This is a genomic window from Solimicrobium silvestre (assembly GCF_002976435.1).
Lineage (GTDB): Bacteria > Pseudomonadota > Gammaproteobacteria > Burkholderiales > Burkholderiaceae_D > Solimicrobium > Solimicrobium silvestre.
On the sequence record NZ_PUGF01000009.1, the window covers coordinates 1 to 20,345 of the forward strand.

Consider the following 20,345-nt stretch of genomic DNA (forward strand, 5'->3'; position numbering starts at 1 on the left):
AACGTAAGTCCATAGTATTGGCTGTATTCCAGGTCATAATGGCGGCTCCGATTGGACATCATTCTTGATGCCCAATAGTGTTACCTATGTCCTGATACAGGTGTTACCCATGTCTCACGTCTATACACTTCGCCAAAAAAGTGTAAGCCAAAAAAGGCGACCCACTGCCGCTGAATTCCCGATTAATTGAGCTAAAAATGGGAAAAGTTCGAAACTCGCTGCGCTCAGACAGCGAACCTTTCTGATCCATTTTTAGCTCAATTAACCGGCAGCGTCAGAATGGGAGGTAGATCAAAAGCCACTTCAAAAGCAACTTCAACAGCAACACAAACAAGCTTCAACTAGCGCGGCTCGTATCAATTAAATTCTTTAAAGTTGGCACACACCAAAACTTACGCAGTGCGTTGCCGCTAGTTTGTACGCTTAATAAGGTATTGCTGTTACTTAAATGCAGATGGAGTTGCTTGAGTTTGCGGTCTTTTAATGCCGTGTACAACGGTTTAAACCAGCTGCGTTCAAGTTCTATCATTCCTGCTGCCCAAGTACCCCAATCGTTTGCTAATGCCGCTGCGCTCAGTTGATCCAGTACAGTTAATTGCGGTGTAAGAATGAAGTTTTCTACACTGTGTGCAGGGCTGGCCGGTTTAATTTGCTCGGCTTTAAATCCATTTTTTAATGCTGTGCCACCCCATAACCACAAGCCGTTAACGACTTTTTCAGCGCGTCGTTCACGTTGCTCTTGCAGCGGATGGATAAACCATTCCATTTGAATTTCATTTTGCAATTTACGCCAGGCGAGTTCTTTTTGCCCCTTGGCGGACCAAATTTCAATATTATGCCCGCACGCTGCGTCAGGGGTGGAGGTGGCGAAATCGGCCCAGTCGTTTGCGCGTAAAAACCAGCTAGTGGCATTGCCATAGACCAGCTCCAGGCCAACTTCTTCGCATAGTGCCTGGGCTTTTTGATAAAGCAGGATGGAATCTGGTTCCGATAACGCCAGTTGCCGGTAATCGGTGAGCACTAAATGGTTTCTGGCGATATGCAAATGCACGGGATTCAATATAAACCAGTGTCCCGCCGTCAGTTCAACGCCTAATGTGCTGGCTTGCTGTTGCAAATTGCTGTGTTGCTGCGTTTTAGTTAACCAGGTTTCATGTGGTAATTCGGGCGAAAAATCGTCAAAATGCGTGCGCTTAAGCGTTTGATGGCGTGATAGCAGCATGGCTAAACCGTCTGTTCCGCACTCAGACGCTAGCATTTTCACTAGGTCTTTAGCGTGTTCAGCAGGGGGGAGGCTAAATGGGATGATAATTTCTGGATGACTCATGCCGCCATTATATGGCACACTGCGTGCTGTTCTTGGGAGGCAATATTGAATTTTCTTAAAAAACTGCCGTATGAATGGCAGATTGGGCTACGTTATACACGTGCCGGACGTCGCAGCGGACGAAATAGTTTCATTTCCTTTATCTCGTTAATTTCAATGGCAGGCATCGGTTTGGGTGTGGCTGCGTTAATTATCGTGCTGTCTGTGATGAATGGCTTTCAAAAAGAAGTGCGTGACCGGATGTTGTCGGTGGTGTCGCACATCGAGGTGTCTGGCGCGGGCGGCGTACTGCCTGACTGGCAGGAAACTGCGCGCGAAACTTTGCTCAATAAGCACGTTAAAGCGGCCGCTCCTTATGTTGAAGGGCAGGCGTTAATAATTAGTGACAGCATGCGCGGTGTCATAGTGCGCGGGATTTTGCCTGAACAAGAGCCTACTGTGTCGGAAGTGATCAGCAAAATCAAGCAAGGCAGTTTTACCAGCTTGCAGAGCGGTGAATTTAATATTGTGATCGGTAAAGATTTGGCGCTGGCATTAGACGCTCATCTGGGCGACAAAATTACTTTAGCAGTGCCGCAAGGACAGGTAACGCCAGCCGGTGTTACACCCCGCCTTAAGTCATTTACCGTGACCGGTATTTTTGAAGCCGGAACCTACGAATATGACTCTGCCCTGGTGTTTGTGCAAATGACCGATGCAGAAAAATTGTTTCGCCTGAGCGCGCCCACTGGTGTCAGATTACGGGTTGATGATTTATTGCAAGCGCCAGCGATTGCTCTTGAGTTATCGACGAGCTTAAGCGGCGATTTATTGTTACGCGATTGGTCGCAACAAAACCGTAATTACTTTGCCGCAGTTAAAGTTGAAAAACGCATGATGTTTATTATTTTGACGCTGATTATTGCGGTGGCAGCCTTTAATCTGGTCTCAACGCTGGTCATGACGGTGCGTGACAAGCAGGCCGATATCGCTATTTTGCGCACTCTCGGCGCGTCGCCAGCTTCCATCATGAAGATTTTTATGGTTCAGGGCAGCATGGTCGGTACGCTGGGAACGTTGTTGGGTGTCGGTTTGGGCGTCATCGTTGCGTTAAATATTCCAGCGATGGTGGGTTTTTTCGAACATTTATTTGGTGTGCAATTTCTTGATAAAGCCATTTACTTTATCACCAGCGTTCCATCCGATCTGCACTGGGACGACGTGAGCTATATCGGCGGCATGGCGTTAGTGTTTGCCCTGTTGTCTACCATTTATCCGAGCTGGCGCGCTTCGAATGTTAAACCGGCTGAGGCTTTACGTTATGAGTGAACTACAAAAGATGAATTTAGATATTGTGCTGGAATGTTCCGGCGTAGGTAAAACCTATGGTGACGGTGAATTTGCTGTGCCGGTTTTACAGGGCGTTAATTTGCAGGTAAAGCGCGGTGAGCGGGTCGCCATCGTAGGTGCTTCAGGTACCGGTAAATCTACGTTATTACATGTGCTGGGTGGATTGGATAATGCGAGTACGGGTTGGGTAAAATTGCAGGGCAATGATTTTTCTAAAATGACTGAATTGCAGCGCGGAAATTTGCGCAATAGCTCACTTGGTTTTGTGTATCAGTTCCATCATTTGTTGCCTGAATTTTCCGCTTTGGATAACGTCGCCATGCCGCTCATGATACGTCGCATGCCGCACGCTCAAGCGCAGAGTCAGGCACAGCGGATGCTGGAGCAGGTCGGTCTGGGGCATCGGGTTAGTCATGTTCCCGGAGAATTGTCTGGTGGTGAACGCCAGCGCGTGGCATTGGCGCGTGCTCTGGTGACTAAGCCAGCCTGTGTTTTGGCGGATGAGCCAACCGGTAATCTGGATCGGCAAAATGCCCAGCATATTTTTGACGCAATGCTCGATTTAGCACACAGTTCAGGTACTGCTTTTGTGATCGTGACTCATGATCTGGAATTGGCGAGCCGCTGTGACCGGATTTTGAGTTTGACGCAGGATGGTTTGGATTTGAAATGATTATTTCGTAATTTCCACACTTGGTATTTAATTGTTAATTACGTGGTTTTCTAAGTATTGCTATTGAACCAATAATATACCGCCTGTTTTTATGATTTTCATCACCTTAAAACACATTGAATAGGTCATAAAAACAGGTTGGGGTAGGGGTGTATATAAAAAGTGCTATTTTCAGGCAGGAATAGCTTTAAAAAGACCTACTCTTTTCATTTGTCATCAATTCGACATAAATTCGTCATCAACTTGAAGTATTCGTTAGTTACGCTATACAGGTCTAAATTCTAGGCCACACTATGCGATTACTGACCTCTACATCTGAACAAAATTCTAATTTTTCAAAACTAAGTTTAAGCTTAGCGAGTAGCCCTGAAGAAGTCCGTGAAGTTCAGCGCTTACGCTATAAAGTGTTTATCGAAACCATGGGTTTATCTACTTTAGAAAATCCGGAAGGTTTAGATAAAGACGAGTTTGATGACTATTGCGACCATTTAATTGTGCGTGATAGCAAAAACTTAAAAATTGTCGGTACCTATCGGGTTCTAGGCCCGCATTCGGCACGCAAAATCGGACGCTATTATTCTGAGTCTGAATTCGATTTATCGCGTTTTGCCCATATTCGCGATCAAATTGCCGAAGCCGGACGTGCTTGCATCCATCCTGATTACCGCAGCGGCGCCGTTATCATGATGTTATGGGCTGGATTAGCAGCGTTTATGCGGCGCGAGCAATGCAATTATTTAGTCGGTTGCGCTTCGATTAGCTTGGCAGACGGCGGAATGAATGCTAACGCCTTATTCAACAGCCTGAAGCCGGAAGAAATGGCGCCGATAGAATATAGGGTTACGCCAATACTCCCTTTTCCGCTAAGCGGTGAAGTAGACGGTAGTTTTCAAAAAAATGTTCCGCCGTTGCTTAAAGGTTATTTGCGTGCTGGCGCCTGGGTGTGTGGTGAGCCTGCCTGGGATCCTGATTTCCATTGTGCAGATTTGTTTTTATTGCTACCGCTAGAGAATTTGGATGGCCGTTATTCGCGGCATTATTTGAAGGATAAAGCGGAGTAAATAAAATAGGGTGAGCATTCTATGCCCACCCTATTAATACGCGAGAATAACTATTTTTGAATTTACTTAACCACCAACTCCGGTGTCATTACCACCTTTAAAAACGTCGTAGGAGCATCTTCGGCGTCTTTTTGGCTAATCCACCAAACATTCCCTTTGCGGATCGCGCAATCTTGAATCGTAGGAATCAGCTTGCTTACTACGTCACCCAAATGTGGCTGATGGCCGATAATTAGCACTGGTTCGCGGCTATTCGGCCAATTGCATGCCGCTAAAATCTGATCTGCATCACTGTCGGTGCCAATTTCGCTCACCACTTTAAACTTGCGGCCTAAGGCAAGGGCTGTTTGCATTGTGCGTTGGCTGGGGCTAACCAAAATTTTACAGCTGTGCGGAAGCACGCTATCCAGCCAAAGCGCCATTTTAGCGGCTTGTTTTTGGCCTTTAGGGGTGAGTTTACGTTCGCTATCAACCCGATGCAGCATGTCTTCGGTTAGCGCTTCCGCGTGCGCATGGCGCCATAAAATGAGATCCAATTAATTTCCCCCTTCTTGGTTTTAGCTGCGTAATTAAGAATCAGTTTGGCCTAGCGTATCCATTAGGTACTGTTGTGCACCATAAGGTTTGGCACGGCTTTTACGCAGTTTATATTCGCCGTCTTCATCCAATAGCCAAGCATTGCAATTGTCTTTTAAGTAGGGCATGAGTCCTTCTTCCATGACCCGTTTTTTCAGGTTTTTATCCAAAATCGGGAAGGCAACTTCAATCCGTCTGAATAAATTGCGATTCATCCAATCAGCACTTGATAAATAGGTGTCATGCGCCAAGTCATTGCGGAAGTAAAAAATACGGCTGTGTTCAAGGAAGCGGCCAATGATAGAACGCACGCTGATATTTTCAGATAAACCCGGTACGCCCGGCCTTAATGCACAAGCACCGCGCACGATCAGTTCGATTTTTACGCCATCATTCGAGGCAGCATACAGAGCGCGAATCACAGATTCATCGAGTAACGCATTCATTTTGGCGATAATGCGCCCGGGTTTGCCTGCTCTGGCTAGGCGTGCTTCGTTGCGTATCGCCCGGATAAGCTGGTTTTGAAATGAAAATGGCGCTAACCATAAATGCTGGAATTTTTTGTGCTTGGTTAAGCTGGTTAAATGAATAAATACTTCATTCACTTCCGATGCAATTGTTGGATTGGCCGTGAGCAGGCCAAAGTCCGTGTAAAACTTGGTGGTGGTCGGATGGTAATTGCCGGTCCCTAGATGGGCATAGCAGCGTAATTGATGACCAACTTCACGGCGTATAACTAAGGCGAGTTTGGCATGCGTTTTTAACCCCACTACGCCATAAACAACTTGCGCGCCAGCGCGTTGCAGACGGTCAGACCAGTTAATATTAGCTTCCTCATCAAAGCGCGCCATTAACTCCAAAATAACCGTGACCTCTTTGCCTGCTTGTGCGGCACTAATTAAGGCTTCCATTAAATCGGAATTCATTCCGGTACGGTAGATGGTTTGTTTGATGGCGACGACAGCTGGGTCAGCGGATGCATCGCGGACAAAGTCAATGACGGTTTGAAATGATTGAAACGGGTGATGCAATAAAATGTCTTGTTTGCGCAATGCGGCAAACACATCGGGTTGCGTATAGGGCGTGCTGGTATTGGCGTAAAACGGCGTAAAACGTAATTCCGGCAGGTTAACCAGTTCACCGATTTCAGACAAGCGCGCTAAATTAACCGGGCCATTTACCTCATATAAACGGCTGTGGTGTAGATTAAATTGTTCCAGCAAAAATTTAGATAGATTAGGTGGGCAATTTTTAGCCACCTCTAAACGGACTGCTGCGCCAAATTGGCGGCCTTGTAATTCACCTTGCAAGGCAACCCGTAAATTTTTAACCTCATCTTCATCGACCCACATATCGCTATCGCGCGTCACCCGGAATTGTGAATAGGCGACCACTTCGCGGCCATTAAATAAGTCATCAATATGGGCATGAATCACGGAAGAGAGCAGGCAAAATGAGGCGCCGCCCTTTGGACTTAATTCATCCGGTAAACGGATCACCCGTGGCAGTACGCGCGGTGCTTTGACAATCGCAATGGCAGTGCCGCGTCCGAATGCATCTTTGCCGGCCAGAGAAACGATAAAATTTAAACTTTTATTTACTACCTGTGGGAAAGGGTGAGCCGGATCGAGTCCGATCGGAGTTAATAGTGGCCGTACTTCGCGTTCAAAATAAGCTTTTACCCATGCGCGCTGAGCCGGGTTGCGATCATTATGGCGTAATAAATGTACGCCTTGTGAGGACAATTGAGGCAATACATCTTCATTTAATACTTCATATTGGCGTGTAACCAGGCGATGCGCTTCAATGCTGATGCGTTCCAACGTCGCTTTTAATTGCGGGTGCAGTTTGGTCGATTCGCCTTGATGGGCTAACAGACTAGCTACCCGTACTTCAAAAAACTCATCTAAGTTACTGCTGGCTATACATAAATAACGTAAGCGTTCGAGTAGCGGCACATTATTATCTTCGGCCTGTGCCAATACGCGCCAATTAAAGGAAATTTGAGATATTTCGCGATCTAAAAATTGACCGGCTTTTTTTTCAGGGGAGGGTGCCGAGGCTGTCGAGCTAATTAAGCTTTCATTTGTTTTTATAGTCTTTGCCAATTTTTTCAGTCCAGTTGTCTTGGGTATGGTGGTCGATTTTCGTTTACTTTTTACTTTTGGTGTTGATTTTGCATTAACAAGATGTGATGTACTCATGTAGACCTTACCTATTGTTGCTAAAAGATTCTAAATTTTAATTGTGACATTAAGATGACACTAAAAATAACGATGTTGACCTGTAACTAGTAATCTACCCCTCTAATCAAGCTCTCTAGCGAGGGCGTGCCATATTATGAAACTAATTGTGACAAGCACTAAAATGGACTGCTGTTTGTCATCTGCATGTCATAAATGGACTGTAAAGTGCGCCTATGTTATCGGAAATGAATGTTGAATTAAATTATCAAGGAGCGAATATGTCTATTAGTAAACTCATAAAAAGCCTCATTATTGTAGTTGGTGCAAGTTCAGTTTTTGCAGCTAGTGCAGTGCATGCAGAAGATATGACTGGTGCTGGTGCAACTTTTCCTTATCCAATTTATGCAAAATGGGCCGATGCCTATAAGAAAGCAACTGGCAATGGATTGAATTATCAATCAGTTGGTTCTGGTGCAGGTATCAAACAAATCAAAAATAAAACAGTCGATTTTGGCGCATCAGATATGCCGCTGAAAGCTGAAGAATTAGATGCAGCGGGCCTAATTCAGTTTCCAGCCATTATGGGTGGGCTGGTTCCGGTAGTCAATCTGGACGGCATTGCTGCGGGCAAGATGAAGCTCACCGGTGATGTTATTGCCGGAATTTATTTGGGCAAAATTACCAAATGGAATGCACCTGAAATCGTTGCATTGAATCCAGATATTAAATTGCCAGCCACAGATATTACTGTAGTGCATCGTTCTGATGGATCAGGTTCTACATTCCTGTGGACTGATTATTTGTCTAAGGTAAATGCAGAATTCAAATCAACGATAGGTTCAGGTACAGCTGTTAAATGGCCAGTTGGTTTGGGCGGTAAAGGCAATGAAGGCGTAGCAGCCAGCGTACTGAATATCAAAGGTACGATCGGTTACGTAGAATATGCCTACGTTAAAAAGAACAAAATGATTTATGCGCAATTGAAAAATCGCGATGGTAATTTTGTAGAGCCGGGTGACGATTCATTTAAAGCGGCAGCTGCCGGTGCTGAATGGTCAAAAGTGCCGGGCTACAACATTGTGCTCACCAATCAAACTGGTAAAGCTAGCTGGCCTATTACTGGCGCCTCGTTTATTTTGATGTACAAACAGCAGGCTGACAGTACTAAGGGCCGTGAAGTGTTGAAGTTCTTTGACTGGGCTTTCAAGAACGGCGAAGCAATGGCTGCTGAATTGGATTACGTTGCGATGCCAAGTGCGGTAACTAAGCTGGTTCAAGAAACTTGGAAGGCAGAATTGAAAGATACTGCTGGTAAGCAAATCTGGTAATTGGTATCTGGTAATTCCTAATACTTATTAACATAAAAGTGTATCCCAGCTTCTTTCTGCAAGAAGCTGGGATTTTAAAAAATGGTTTAATGGTTTTCTCATGCTTATGAATAGTTCACCTGATATGACATCGGACTCCATCAATCAAATTTCAACTGAAACTTCGGTTAAGTCTTCAGTCGAAACCTCGCAATCTAAGATGAATTTACCAATGCGTTCACATAAGTTGGGTGATTTTATATTTCATAAAATCACCCTTAGTTTTGCACTCAGCGTATTGCTGGTTTTATTAGGCATTATTGTTTCCTTGCTGATCGGCGCATGGCCCGCCTTGCATGAATTTGGCCCCGCTTTTATCACCACCATCGAGTGGGATCCGGTCAATGAGAAATACGGCGCATTGATCGCCATCGTCGGCACGTTAGCCACCTCTTTTATAGCCTTGCTGATCGCATTTCCGATCAGCTTTGGTATTGCGTTATTCCTCACTGAAATTTGCCCAGCCTGGCTAAAACGCCCGTTAGGCACCGCCGTTGAATTGCTGGCAGGTGTGCCCAGCATTATTTACGGCATGTGGGGCCTGTTTATTTTTGCACCGTTCTTTGCCAAATATATTCAACCGGTATTGGCGGCAACGTTAGGTCAATTACCCGGCATAGGGAAGTTGTTTCAAGGCCCTATGATCGGTATCGGTATTTTGGCTGCGGGAATTATTTTGGCCATCATGATTATTCCATTTATTGCCTCGGTGATGCGCGATGTGTTTGAAGTCGTGCCGCACATCCTAAAAGAATCGGCCTACGGTTTGGGCTGCACAAAATGGGAAGTGGTCCGAAAAGTGGTGCTGCCTTATACCAAAATTGGTGTCGTCGGCGGCGTGATGCTGGGACTTGGCCGAGCTTTGGGTGAAACCATGGCAATTACTTTCCTGATCGGAAATGCCAACCGCCTTTCATGGTCCTTATTTGCTGCGGGTAACAGCATCGCCTCAACATTGGCGAATGAGTTTGCTGAAGCTGATACACCGTTACATGTTTCCTCTTTATATGCCTTAGGTTTGATTCTTTTTGTGATCACCTTGATTGTGTTATCAGCGGCAAAATTAATGTTGCTAGGTTTGAAAAAAAGTGAAGGTTTAAAATAATGAATGCTCACTCAACACTAACAACCGTTGAAACTAAGTCAACTCCAATCAATAACGCAGTTTATCAACGTCGTTTATGGGTACATCGGATCGGCATTAGCCTTTCTTTCCTGGCGATGGTGATCGGGGTGTTTTTCTTGTTATGGATCTTGCTTACCTTGTTCATTAAAGGCTTTAGCTCACTTAATTTAAGCATGCTTACTGAATCAACACCTCCTCCAGGCAGCGATGGTGGTGGCTTATTAAATGCTATCGTCGGTAGCGCAATGATGGTTGGTGTAGCGACCGTTATCTGCACACCAATCGGCATTCTGGCAGGGTTGTATCTGGCTGAATATGGCGAAGCAAACTGGTTTGCACAATTAACTCGCTTCGTTACCGATATTATGTTGTCGGCACCGTCGATTGTGATCGGCTTGTTTGTGTATGCGCTGTATGTCGCCAACATGAATCATTTTTCAGGCTGGGCAGGCAGTATTGCCATTTCATTGATTGCGATTCCGGTCATCGTTCGTACCACCGATAATATGCTGCAACTGGTTCCTGGAAGCCTGCGTGAAGCGGCTTTTGCCTTGGGCGCGCCACGTTGGAAAGTCGCCATTCTGGTGCGTTTGCGCGCCGTTAAGGCTGGCGTCATTACCGGCGTGTTGTTAGCCGTTGCTCGGATATCCGGTGAAACAGCCCCCTTGTTATTTACTGCTCTAAATAATCAGTTTTATAATTCAGATATGAATAAACCGATGGCGAATTTGCCGGTAGTGATCTATCAGTTTGCGATGAGCCCTTACGAAAATTGGCGCACTCTGGCGTGGGGCGGTGCCTTGATTATTACCTTGAGCGTGTTAGGTTTAAATATTTTGTCACGCACACTTTTTAATCAAAAAATTCAAGGTTAAGCTCAATTTCCTTAGAGCTTATTTGCCACTTATTTATAGCTGCTTTACAGTTTATTCACAGGACTATTAAATGCCTTCTTCCGCACATTCTATAGCGCACGAAACATTGCCATCTGCAATACAAATATCAGGTTTAAATTTTTTTTACGGCGCAACGCAAAGCCTTAAAAACATTAATTTATCGATTAAAGACAAAAAAGTAACCGCTTTTATCGGACCTTCCGGCTGTGGTAAATCCACTTTGCTGCGCACCCTAAACCGTATGTATGATTTATATCCGGGCCAGCGCGCTGAGGGAAATATTATCTACAACAATAAAAATATTTTAGATGCCGATCAAGACATCAATATGCTGCGCGCTAAAATCGGCATGGTATTTCAAAAGCCAACCCCGTTCCCGATGTCGATTTACGACAACATCGCGTTCGGTGTGCGCCTGTATGAAAACCTGTCCAAAGGCGAGATGAATGAGCGCGTGGAATGGGCTTTGAATAAAGCGGCATTGTGGAGCGAAGTTAAGGATAAATTATCAAAAAGCGGTTTGAGTTTATCTGGCGGCCAACAACAGCGGTTGTGCATTGCACGCGGCGTTGCGGTTAAACCGGATGTGCTGTTGCTGGATGAACCGACTTCGGCGCTCGACCCGATTTCAACGGCTAAAATCGAAGAATTGATCAACGAATTAAAGCAAGATTACACGATTGCGATTGTTACTCACAACATGCAGCAAGCGGCGCGTTGCTCTGATTACACCGCCTACATGTATTTGGGTGAGCTAGTTGAAGCAGGCGTGACAGATCAGGTATTTATGAATCCGGTTAAAAAAGAAACGCAGGATTACATTACCGGACGCTTTGGCTAAGTCACAATTAATCACGATTAGCCGCGATCAACAGTTTAATAATTAAGCGTAAAAAATTACAATTTTAGGGGATGAATAATGACGGGCGAACACTCTTCCAGACAATATGACACCGACTTGGAAACCTTACGTTCCAAAGTACTGTTAATGGGTGGATTGGTAGAAAATCAATTCCACGACGCTATCGCGAGTTTTAGAGTCGGCAATGTGGAATTAGCAGCCAGTGTTATTAAAGCGGACGCAGGTGTTAATCAGCTGGAAGTCGATTTAGATGACGCTTGCCGTCATTTAATCTTAAAGCGCCAGCCAGCCGCTAATGATTTGCGTACAGTCATGGCGACCGTAAAAGTTATTACCGATTTAGAGCGTATCGGTGACGAAGCCAGTAAAATTGCGCGGATTGCGCAAGGTAAAGATACCCAGCGTGGCGCGTTGATATTTAACGATTACGAAGCAGTACGCGGCCTGGCTTCGCAAGTCGGCAATATGCTGCACGATGCCTTGGATGCGTTAGCACGTCTGGATGAAAAACAAGCCGTTAAGTTGATCGCCAAAGATGCGATTATTGACCAGGATTTCCGTGCCGTTATGCGTAATTTGATCACGTACATGATGGAAGATCCGCGCACCATTTCAGCCGCACTGGATGCTTTATGGATAGCCAAAGCGATAGAACGGATTGGCGACCATGCTAAAAATATTGCCGAACACGTGATCTTTATCGTTGAAGGCAAAGACATCCGTCATACGGATTACGCTGCGACACATCTTGCGTGAATTGAACAGGACATCAAATGAGCTTAGATAAAACCACGATATTGATTGTGGAAGACGAGCCGGCCATTGTTGAGCTGGTCAGCTTTACTTTACGTGCGGCAGGTTGGGAAACCTATGCCGTCAATAACACAGCAGATGCTTGGGCTTTCATTACCCGGCGCATGCCGCATTTAGTGCTGCTGGATTGGATGTTGCCAGATCAAAGCGGTATTCGCTTGCTTTCTAAAATTCGCGCAGACCGTCAATTTGGTGCATTACCTATTATCATGCTGACCGCGAAAAGTATGGAAGAGGATAAAATCGCTGGCTTGGATCATGGTGCTGATGACTATGTCACCAAACCGTTCTCACCGCGTGAACTCACCGCACGCATCAAAACTGTATTGCGCCGCAAAGCACCGGAACACGGGCAGGGTGTATTGTCCGCTGGCCCGATTGTGTTAGATCCGGTGAGCTGCTCGGTATTGTTGAATGATCAGCGCATTGAGATCGGTCATGCTGAATTCAAACTGCTTAAATTCTTTTTGGCGCATCCAGACCGGGTTTTTTCACGTAGTCAGTTGCTCGATAAAGTGTGGGGCGATCATGTGGTAATTGAAGAACGCACAGTCGATGTGCATGTTCTGCGTTTGCGGAAAGTGCTTAAAACATCGGAGTCACTGATCAAAACGGTGCGTAGCGTTGGCTATATGCTGTCGGAAAAATAGATGTGCTGAATTGCGTAAAAGATGCATAGGGATGCAAGGGGTGCGTGGAGGGGAAAGCCTTGCGCACCTTTTTTATTCGTTCTAGAGTAGCAAAATCATCAAATAAAGAAGATAAAGAAGACTAATGAATCCGTTAATTGTATTTTGGGTACCCGCTATTTTAAGAACTCTCATCGTGGTGTGCGGCGCGTTGGTTGTCGGTTATTTTTGGGGTATTTTGTGGTGCGCGATAGCGGTTGGTAGCGGCTTGGCGGTATTAATTGGACTGCAATTACACTATTTATACAGGCTTTCAATTTGGCTGGATAAACCTGATAGCAGTAAATTACCGGACGGTTGGGGCGCATGGACAGAAATTTTTTCACGCTTGTACCGGATGCGTCGTGAAGATGAAAAAAATCAGGCCGAACTCTCGGAATGGTTAGCTCGTTTTAGACAAGCCATGACCTTGCTGCCCGATGGCGTGGTGATTATGGATGATGTTTTGTTTTTGGAGTGGTGCAATCCAGTTGCTGAGCAACATTTGGGATTGAGCCTGAGCAAAGATAAAAATATGCGGGTAACCAATCTGATTCGTAGCCCGGAATTTATGGATTACGTTATTTTAGGCCGTTTTGACAAGCCGCTGACTGTCACGCACCGCGACCGCAAATTAATTTTACACATTATTAAATTTGAAAATCGCCGCCAAATTTTAGTCACACATGACATTACCGAAAGCGAACGAATCGATATGATGCGGCGCGACTTTATCGCCAATGCGTCACATGAGTTACGTACCCCGCTTACCGTGATTAACGGCTTTTTGGAAATCAACGCAATGCAACCTGATCTGGATAGTAAAATCAGGGCAGGGCACATCAAGTTGATGACTGAGCAAGGGCAGCGTATGCAAGGCTTGGTGGAAGATATGTTGACTTTAACGCGGCTTGAATCGGTGGATTTTCCAGTGCGTCCGGAGCGCGTCAACATGACGCAGTTATTGGAGTCGGTTGTATCGGAAATGCACGGTTTATCAGTCGGCAAGCATGAATTAATCTTTATTAATGAAGGCCCGGATGTGATGGGCAGTTTTGATGAGTTGCGCAGTGCATTTGGTAACCTGGTTTCTAATGCTGTTCGCTACACCCCGGTGGGCGGCACGATCACCATTAGCTGGACTAATTCCGATGCAGGCCCGAAATTTATGGTGAAAGATAGCGGAATTGGTATTAGTTCTGAGCATATATCGCGCTTAACCGAACGTTTTTACCGGGTTGATAAAAGCCGTTCACGCGAAACCCAAGGCACTGGTTTAGGTTTGGCAATTGTGAAGCACGTTGCGTTGCGGCATAAGGCGCAATTAACAATTGAATCGACCTCCGGTGTGGGAAGCGCTTTTTCAATTCAATTTCCAATGCCAGTTTCTATTGCATAAATAGGCATTAAGATACCTAAATGGGGCGTATTTCATATACTCCCCATATTTTTTTAAATATTCCACCTATTGAGTGGGTTTGCCTTCAATTAAAAACAAATTTTTCGACAGTATATTTAATACATAAGCTAGATATTAATCATTCCGATGGTTTTTAAAAAAAATACTAGAGTACTGTAATCTTAAATGGGGAAATAATATTGCCATTTTCCATTATTTAAAACTCCCTCCTTCTTTATTTAGCGTTAAAGTAATTGCTTTCTCAACTGCAATTTCGTAAATTCTTGCGCGTGTCACATGGCAAAGGAATTAATTTGTTATATGTGTTGTTTTATGGGAATTTTTAGTGGTTCTTCTTAGGCAAATTAATGACAATATCAATAGAGCATAAAAAGCTGTGAACGTACGTAGATAGTCAACGCATAGCCCCCCATCAGCGCGATCAGTTTTAATCAAAGAATTTTAAAAATGAAAAAACCTTTCTATAAAATATTGTATGTCCAAGTTTTGTTTGCAATTTGTTGCGGAATTTTAATCGGCGTATTTCAACCGCATTTTGGCGTTGAATTAAAGCCGTTAGGCGATGGCTTTATTAAGCTGATCAAAATGATCATTGCTCCAGTTATTTTCTGCACCGTAGTGAGCGGCATTGCGGGAATGCAAGACATCAAAAAAGTAGGGCGAGTAGGTGGTAAGGCCTTGATTTATTTTGAAGTGCTGTCTTCAATCGCCTTACTAATCGGCTTAATCGTCGCCAATGTAATACGTCCCGGTGACGGCTTTAATGCCAATTTAGCGTCGCTAGATACCAGCGGTATTGCGCAATTCACTACAAAAGCAATGCCGACCACGGTCGAATTCATTATGAACATTATTCCCGAGACCTTGGTCGGCGCTTTTGCGCATGGGGATATTTTGCCGGTGCTGCTAATCGCTATTCTGTTTGGTTTTGCCTTATCTACTTTGGGTGAAAAAGGAAAACCGATTCTGCATTTGGTTGATGACCTCTCGAAGGTCATCTTTGCAGTCGTCGGTATTTTGATGAAGGCTGCACCGATTGGAGCCTTTGGTGCCATGGCATTTACGATCAGCAAGTACGGCATCGCTTCCTTGTTGCCATTAGCAAAATTAATGGGTTCTTTTTACCTGACTTGCGGCTTATTTATCTTTGTTGTGCTGGGTATTGTCGCCAAATTAACCGGATTTTCAATCTGGAGGTTTTTGGTTTATATCAAAGAAGAATTGCTGATTGTGCTCGGCACCAGTTCCTCGGAGAGCGGCTTACCTTTGTTAATGGAAAAATTACAACGGCTCGGTTGCGCAAAATCAGTGGTAGGTTTGGTCGTGCCGACTGGATACTCCTTTAATTTGGACGGCACCAATATTTACATGACCATGGCCGCGCTATTTATTGCACAGGCAACTAATACCGATCTCACCTTGACCCAGCAATTGACTATACTTGGTGTTGCGATGCTGACTTCAAAAGGCGCATCAGGTATTACTGGCGCTGGCTTTATTACCCTGGCAGCAACTTTGGCGGTAGTCCCGACAATACCGATTACTGGCATGGCACTCATTTTAGGAATCGACCGGTTTATGAGTGAATGTCGGGCATTAACTAATTTTATTGGCAATGGTGTTGCAACTATTGTTGTGTCAAAATGGGAAAATGAATTGGATATGTCTATACTGAAACAAGAATTATCGTGAGTAGGTATGTTTCAGTAAGTAAGCTTCATTTGTGAGCATCAAAGCGTAGTAACCAATGGCAACAATGCGGTGAATAACTGTTTTGTTGCTTTTTCATTGAACTAGTACTTTGCAAAACCACAAAAGAAACATATCTTGCTATAACCATGTTGAGTAAATCCATTTTAGAATTTTTCGCCGAGGTAAGGCGACTAGAACCAACTAACTTACTTTTTTCAAACATAAATCAGCGCACTATGGCCGGTTTTTCATCATGTATACGATAGCACTATGAGAATTACCCTTAAATGGAAAGTCATTGTTGGTTGTATCTTGCTGGAAATTATTGCTCTGGCGTTTATTGCTGGCATTAACTTTGAAATTAATAACGATTATCTCGACCAAATATCCCAAAATCGCCTACAACAACTTAATACTTGTTTAAATAGTCAGTTTGAACATCGCCGCTTTGACTTAAAAGATGATGTAGTCGCTTCGCTGATGGACGCATGCCAAACCAAAGACAGTTTGACTTACTTTGTACTCTTTGATCAAAATGATCGCGTTGTCTTAAAAAAAGGCTGGCCAGGTTCTGAATTGTCCGGCACGACCAGCTTAAGTAGCGCCATTAGTGCTATTGGCAGCCTGCCGTGGAAAACTCCCAGCTTTTACAATTCCATGCTGCTCACTACGCCGCAATATTCCCATTTGCTATACGGTGGAACTACTGTTTTCAAACAACAGGCGCAATTTGAGTTAGCCAAAAAAGCATTGGTACTTTCGTTGATTGCGATTGTTCTTAGCATCGCATTCTTTGTTCTGTTAATGGGCTGGCTAAGCCGTCATTTGAAAATGCTCGAAAATGCGGCCAACGAAATTTTAGTAGGTAACTATGATGTCTCGATTGATTACCTTGGTAATGATGAAATTGGACGAGTTGGTTTTGCCATCAATCTGGTGACGACAACATTAAAAAATGAAATTCAGGCATTAAGGAAAAGTGAAGAAAGCGAGCGCCAGACCGCCGCGCGGATGTTGAAGGTAATTGATGCTGTTCCTGACTTTATGCTGTTAAGCCGTATTTCGGATGCGTACATTATTTATGCCAATGCCGGTGTTGAAAACATGACCGGCCATGCATACAGCGAATTAGTCGGAAAAACCATTGATGAAGTCGAACTTGGCATCACCAAAGCACAGCGCAAAGATTGGCAAAACCAGCTCAACAGAAATGGTTCACTCACCAACTACGAAACCATCATTAAACATAAAGACGGTAGTTTAATTAATGTATTGGTCTCGGCTTCCTTGTTGGAAATTGATAATGCTGCTCATGTCTTGATTATCTGCCGCGATATCACTGACCGAAAATTAGTTGAAGCCGCTGTTGCACATGCAAACCGACAATTAAACTATGTGCTGGATGCTGCTTCCGAGATAGCGATCATTTCTACGGATGTTAATGGCATCGTGCAGATGTTTAATCGTGGTGCTGAAAAGATGTTGGGGTATCGTGCCAGGGAGCAAATTGGTATGCCGATGCGCTTTGATATTCATGATACGTATGAATTAGTGCAACGTAGTAAGGAGTTAAGCCGCCAGTTTGGACGTGAAGTGCAAACTTCCGAGGTGCTTACCCTGATTCCCGTCAAGCTAGGTTCGGAAACGAGAAACTGGACGTATATTTGCAAAAATGGTCAGCGCTTAAATGTCTCGCTAACCGTTACCAGAGTGCAAGATGGTGCCGGCAAAGTAGTCGGTTTCCTTGGTATCGCCCGCGACATTACGTTGCAGCTGCAAGCGGAACAGGCACTGCAAGAATTAAATTATCAACTGGAAAAACGGGTAGAAGAGCGCACCGCGGAATTAGGTGAAACCAATAAAAATCTGGCGAATACGATGCACAATCTTCAGTTAGCTCAAGCTGAATTAGTGCGTTCAGAAAAACTGACCGCACTGGGGGATATCGTGGCAGTCGTTGCGCATGAAATTAATACCCCGATCGGTAATTGTTTAACAGTCGCCACCACGCTGCGTGACCGTAGCGTCGAGTTATATGAAGAAGTAGAGCAGGGCACAATCCGCCGCTCAAGTTTGAGTCGCTATATGAACGACAGTAAAACCGGGATGGATATTTTAATTCGCGGCTTGAACCGTTCCAGTGAATTAGTCAGCAATTTCAAGCAAGTTGCGGTAGATCAGACGAGTGAGCAGCGGCGTGTCTTCAAGCTGCACAAAGTAGTCAATGAAGTGGTCGCGTTGATGATACCGATGTTGCGCAAAACGCCGTACAAATTATCCATCTCTATTCCTGAGGATATTTCGATGGATAGTTTTCCGGGCCCTATCGAGCAAATCGTCACCAATTTAATCAACAATTCAATCTTGCATGCCTTTGAAGAAGACAAGCAGGGCAATATGACATTGACTGCAGCCAAGCAAGATCAGAATGTGAAGATAGAGTTTTCTGATGACGGCAAAGGTATTCCCGAGCATCATTTAAACCGCATTTTTGATCCGTTTTTCACCACCAAACTGGGGCGTGGTGGCACTGGTTTAGGTCTGAATATTGTGCATAATATTGTGCGGAAAATGCTGGGCGGGCAGATTGAAGTCAGTAGTCAGGCCAGTGGCGGAACTTCTTTTGTGATTGTGTTGCCCCTGTTTGCTCCAGCAGCCAGTCCGCCGGAGAAAAGGCAGTCAACCCATTTTATTTAAGGGTTAGTTTTTTTAATTGCTACATACATGGCTTCGACTTTGTCACGCGCCCAAGGTGTTCTGCGTAAAAACTTTAAACTGGATTGAACACTTGGCTCATGGGTAAAGCAGCGAATATTGACTTCTTTAGCCATTTCTTCCCAGCCGTAAACTCTCACTAACTCAGTCAGAATATGCTCAAGCGTTACGCCTTGCAGCGGATTGTTAGGATGTGTCATGGGGAAAGTAGCAATTGATGAAGCTGAGATTTTACCAAGCTATGGAATGCTTGAGTGGTCATTTTTCGCTGGCTGCGCCGATTTGCTGAGATGACTAATGTTCCGGGGGGCAGTTTCGGCGTTCATGAAAAACATGGAGTATTTGCACTTGATCACCTTGCACTTGATACGCAACAAGGTACGGCGTACTGGAAATAACCAATTCGAAGCTGCCGCTAATACGGCCTTTGCGGCCAAGTAAGGTAAACTCAATAAGTTGGCTGACCTGCTGTTTTATGTGGGTATCAATGCCTAATGCCGCTAACACATTGCGCTCAGCAATGTAGTTTAGGATATCGTCTTTCTCTGCAATTGCTTCTGACAACCAAACAACACTACTTTGCATTGAAATTGCCAGCGAGTTTGCTTAACAGACGGGCTTGGGAGGCTGTAAACGCATTCTCATGGGTAACGAAAACGGTTTGTTGGTCGTTGGCGATCGCCATCCGTTCACTAATGGTCTTCCGGATAAGTTCGTCATGTAATTGCGCTTCGGCGTTATCGATTTCGCGCTCTAGCGCAGCTCCGGTCGGTATATTCAATGTTGCTGTATTCATATTTTCACCTATGGCCTGATCCCGGTATTGTATCCTTTGAGTTGGACAAGTCAACTCACGCCCCAAGTCTGACTGCTTATCCATTTACCTCATCGGCACTGCGGGAGCCTTTATTTGATCAAGTTCCTCGGCTAATTTCCGCGCTGCTTGCCAGCGCCGTGCTGGTGCTGGATGTTCTAGGCTATCGAAATGGGCCATGGGGTCGATCCGTGCCAGTTTTTGAAAAAAGCCAGCTAGCTTGAGTGCTGGCCAGCCTGCTCGCCATGCCATCTGCAAACCTTCTAAATCGGCCTGATTCTCTTGCTCGACATTGAATTTGCTCAATTTGGCCATCAGCGTTTCATCATGATCGACCGCGTCTTCCAAGGCAAGAAAAGAGTATTTTTGCAGGTTTGGTTCTATCCTTAATGCCTCTTGAAATTCCTTTAGATTGTGTTCTAGCACCGCGTGTTGAATTTCATGGCTAAGCAGCATCGCCAATTCGGCATTATTTAAATCCATGGTGTTTACATAGTTATGGCTGACTAGCATCTTGCCGCCAGCCATACAGAAAGCACTTTCTTCAGGATCATCGCTTGTGTGAATCTCCCAATCTAGCGCGGCAGTAACGGGATGTTCACGCTTAGCCTGTTCTATCAAACCCAGTGCGATGCGTTGGACGCGCGCCAGAAAGGCCGGGTCATTATCCAGTTGAAATTTGGACTGAGCTTCGACTATGCGTGCGCGATATAACAGTTCTGCGCCTGCGACGACTTCTTCGCGTGTGACGGCTTGCGCAGACATGCACAACATGAAAAAAGCCACGATCAGCGCAAGGTGAGGGTATTTATTAGTCACT

General features: G+C 44.9%; 19 protein-coding genes. 12 read left to right on the top strand and 7 right to left on the bottom strand.

The window, feature by feature from the left end:
* Positions 1-337: 337 nt before the first annotated feature.
* On the bottom strand, positions 338-1,327 hold the full coding sequence (locus tag S2091_RS10435; protein WP_105531765.1) for a hypothetical protein: 990 nt from the start codon (positions 1,325-1,327) through the stop codon (positions 338-340).
* A gap of 45 nt (positions 1,328-1,372) precedes the next feature.
* On the opposite strand from S2091_RS10435, the gene S2091_RS10440 reads away from it, so the two are divergent.
* From S2091_RS10440 to S2091_RS10450, 3 genes are all read left to right on the top strand, one after another.
* Positions 1,373-2,635: a lipoprotein-releasing ABC transporter permease subunit gene (locus S2091_RS10440; protein ID WP_105531918.1), complete on the top strand. Its 1,263-nt coding sequence runs from the start codon at positions 1,373-1,375 to the stop codon at positions 2,633-2,635.
* Positions 2,628-3,329 carry a lipoprotein-releasing ABC transporter ATP-binding protein LolD gene (gene lolD, locus S2091_RS10445; protein ID WP_105531766.1) on the top strand — a complete coding sequence of 234 codons (702 nt, stop codon included), beginning with the start codon at positions 2,628-2,630 and terminating at the stop codon, positions 3,327-3,329. The genes S2091_RS10440 and lolD overlap by 8 nt, the downstream gene beginning before the upstream one ends.
* A gap of 293 nt (positions 3,330-3,622) precedes the next feature.
* The gene (locus S2091_RS10450; RefSeq protein ID WP_105531767.1) at positions 3,623-4,390 is read left to right on the top strand and encodes a GNAT family N-acetyltransferase; all 768 of its coding nucleotides are present in this window, start codon (positions 3,623-3,625) and stop codon (positions 4,388-4,390) included.
* Between the two features lie 62 nt (positions 4,391-4,452).
* Here the strand turns inward: S2091_RS10450 and S2091_RS10455 are convergent, their stop codons facing one another.
* Positions 4,453-4,926, bottom strand: a complete 474-nt coding sequence (locus S2091_RS10455; protein WP_105531768.1) for a SixA phosphatase family protein — start codon at positions 4,924-4,926, stop codon at positions 4,453-4,455.
* A gap of 33 nt (positions 4,927-4,959) precedes the next feature.
* On the bottom strand, positions 4,960-7,170 hold the full coding sequence (gene ppk1 / locus S2091_RS10460) for a polyphosphate kinase 1 (RefSeq protein ID WP_105531769.1): 2,211 nt from the start codon (positions 7,168-7,170) through the stop codon (positions 4,960-4,962).
* A 260-nt stretch (positions 7,171-7,430) separates the two neighbouring features.
* Between ppk1 and pstS the strand changes: the two genes are divergently transcribed.
* From pstS to S2091_RS10505, 9 genes are all read left to right on the top strand, one after another.
* Positions 7,431-8,480, top strand: a complete 1,050-nt coding sequence (gene pstS / locus S2091_RS10465) for a phosphate ABC transporter substrate-binding protein PstS (protein WP_105531919.1) — start codon at positions 7,431-7,433, stop codon at positions 8,478-8,480.
* 199 nt (positions 8,481-8,679) lie between these two features.
* On the top strand, positions 8,680-9,624 hold the full coding sequence (gene pstC, locus S2091_RS10470) for a phosphate ABC transporter permease subunit PstC (protein ID WP_243405398.1): 945 nt from the start codon (positions 8,680-8,682) through the stop codon (positions 9,622-9,624).
* Entirely contained in the window at positions 9,624-10,520 is an 897-nt protein-coding gene (pstA, locus tag S2091_RS10475) for a phosphate ABC transporter permease PstA (protein ID WP_105531770.1), read from the top strand. Before pstC ends, pstA begins: the two co-directional genes overlap by 1 nt.
* A 70-nt stretch (positions 10,521-10,590) precedes the next feature.
* Positions 10,591-11,382, top strand: coding sequence for a phosphate ABC transporter ATP-binding protein PstB (gene pstB / locus S2091_RS10480; RefSeq protein ID WP_105531771.1), 792 nt, complete (start codon positions 10,591-10,593; stop codon positions 11,380-11,382).
* A gap of 78 nt (positions 11,383-11,460) precedes the next feature.
* Positions 11,461-12,159 (top strand): phosphate signaling complex protein PhoU, encoded by a 699-nt coding sequence (gene phoU, locus S2091_RS10485; protein ID WP_105531772.1) that lies wholly within the window; start codon positions 11,461-11,463, stop codon positions 12,157-12,159.
* 17 nt (positions 12,160-12,176) lie between these two features.
* Complete coding sequence (locus tag S2091_RS10490; protein WP_105531773.1) at positions 12,177-12,866, top strand: response regulator; 690 nt, start codon at positions 12,177-12,179, stop codon at positions 12,864-12,866.
* 124 nt (positions 12,867-12,990) lie between these two features.
* On the top strand, positions 12,991-14,283 hold the full coding sequence (phoR, locus tag S2091_RS10495; protein WP_105531774.1) for a phosphate regulon sensor histidine kinase PhoR: 1,293 nt from the start codon (positions 12,991-12,993) through the stop codon (positions 14,281-14,283).
* A 468-nt stretch (positions 14,284-14,751) separates the two neighbouring features.
* Positions 14,752-15,996, top strand: coding sequence for a dicarboxylate/amino acid:cation symporter (locus S2091_RS10500; RefSeq protein ID WP_105531775.1), 1,245 nt, complete (start codon positions 14,752-14,754; stop codon positions 15,994-15,996).
* A 270-nt stretch (positions 15,997-16,266) separates the two neighbouring features.
* A complete protein-coding gene (locus S2091_RS10505) occupies positions 16,267-18,693 on the top strand; it encodes a PAS domain S-box protein (RefSeq protein WP_105531776.1) in 2,427 nt (808 codons plus the stop codon).
* Here the strand turns inward: S2091_RS10505 and S2091_RS10510 are convergent.
* From S2091_RS10510 to S2091_RS10525, 4 genes are all read right to left on the bottom strand, one after another.
* On the bottom strand, positions 18,690-18,911 hold the full coding sequence (locus S2091_RS10510) for a VF530 family protein (RefSeq protein WP_105531777.1): 222 nt from the start codon (positions 18,909-18,911) through the stop codon (positions 18,690-18,692). The genes S2091_RS10505 and S2091_RS10510 overlap by 4 nt on opposite strands.
* 94 nt (positions 18,912-19,005) lie before the next feature.
* Positions 19,006-19,296: a type II toxin-antitoxin system RelE/ParE family toxin gene (locus tag S2091_RS10515; RefSeq protein WP_105531778.1), complete on the bottom strand. Its 291-nt coding sequence runs from the start codon at positions 19,294-19,296 to the stop codon at positions 19,006-19,008.
* The gene (locus tag S2091_RS10520) at positions 19,286-19,507 is read right to left on the bottom strand and encodes a hypothetical protein (protein ID WP_133166894.1); all 222 of its coding nucleotides are present in this window, start codon (positions 19,505-19,507) and stop codon (positions 19,286-19,288) included. Before S2091_RS10520 ends, S2091_RS10515 begins: the two co-directional genes overlap by 11 nt.
* 84 nt (positions 19,508-19,591) lie before the next feature.
* Positions 19,592-20,344, bottom strand: a complete 753-nt coding sequence (locus S2091_RS10525; RefSeq protein ID WP_105531780.1) for a M48 family metalloprotease — start codon at positions 20,342-20,344, stop codon at positions 19,592-19,594.
* Between the last annotated feature and the right edge of the window lies 1 nt (position 20,345).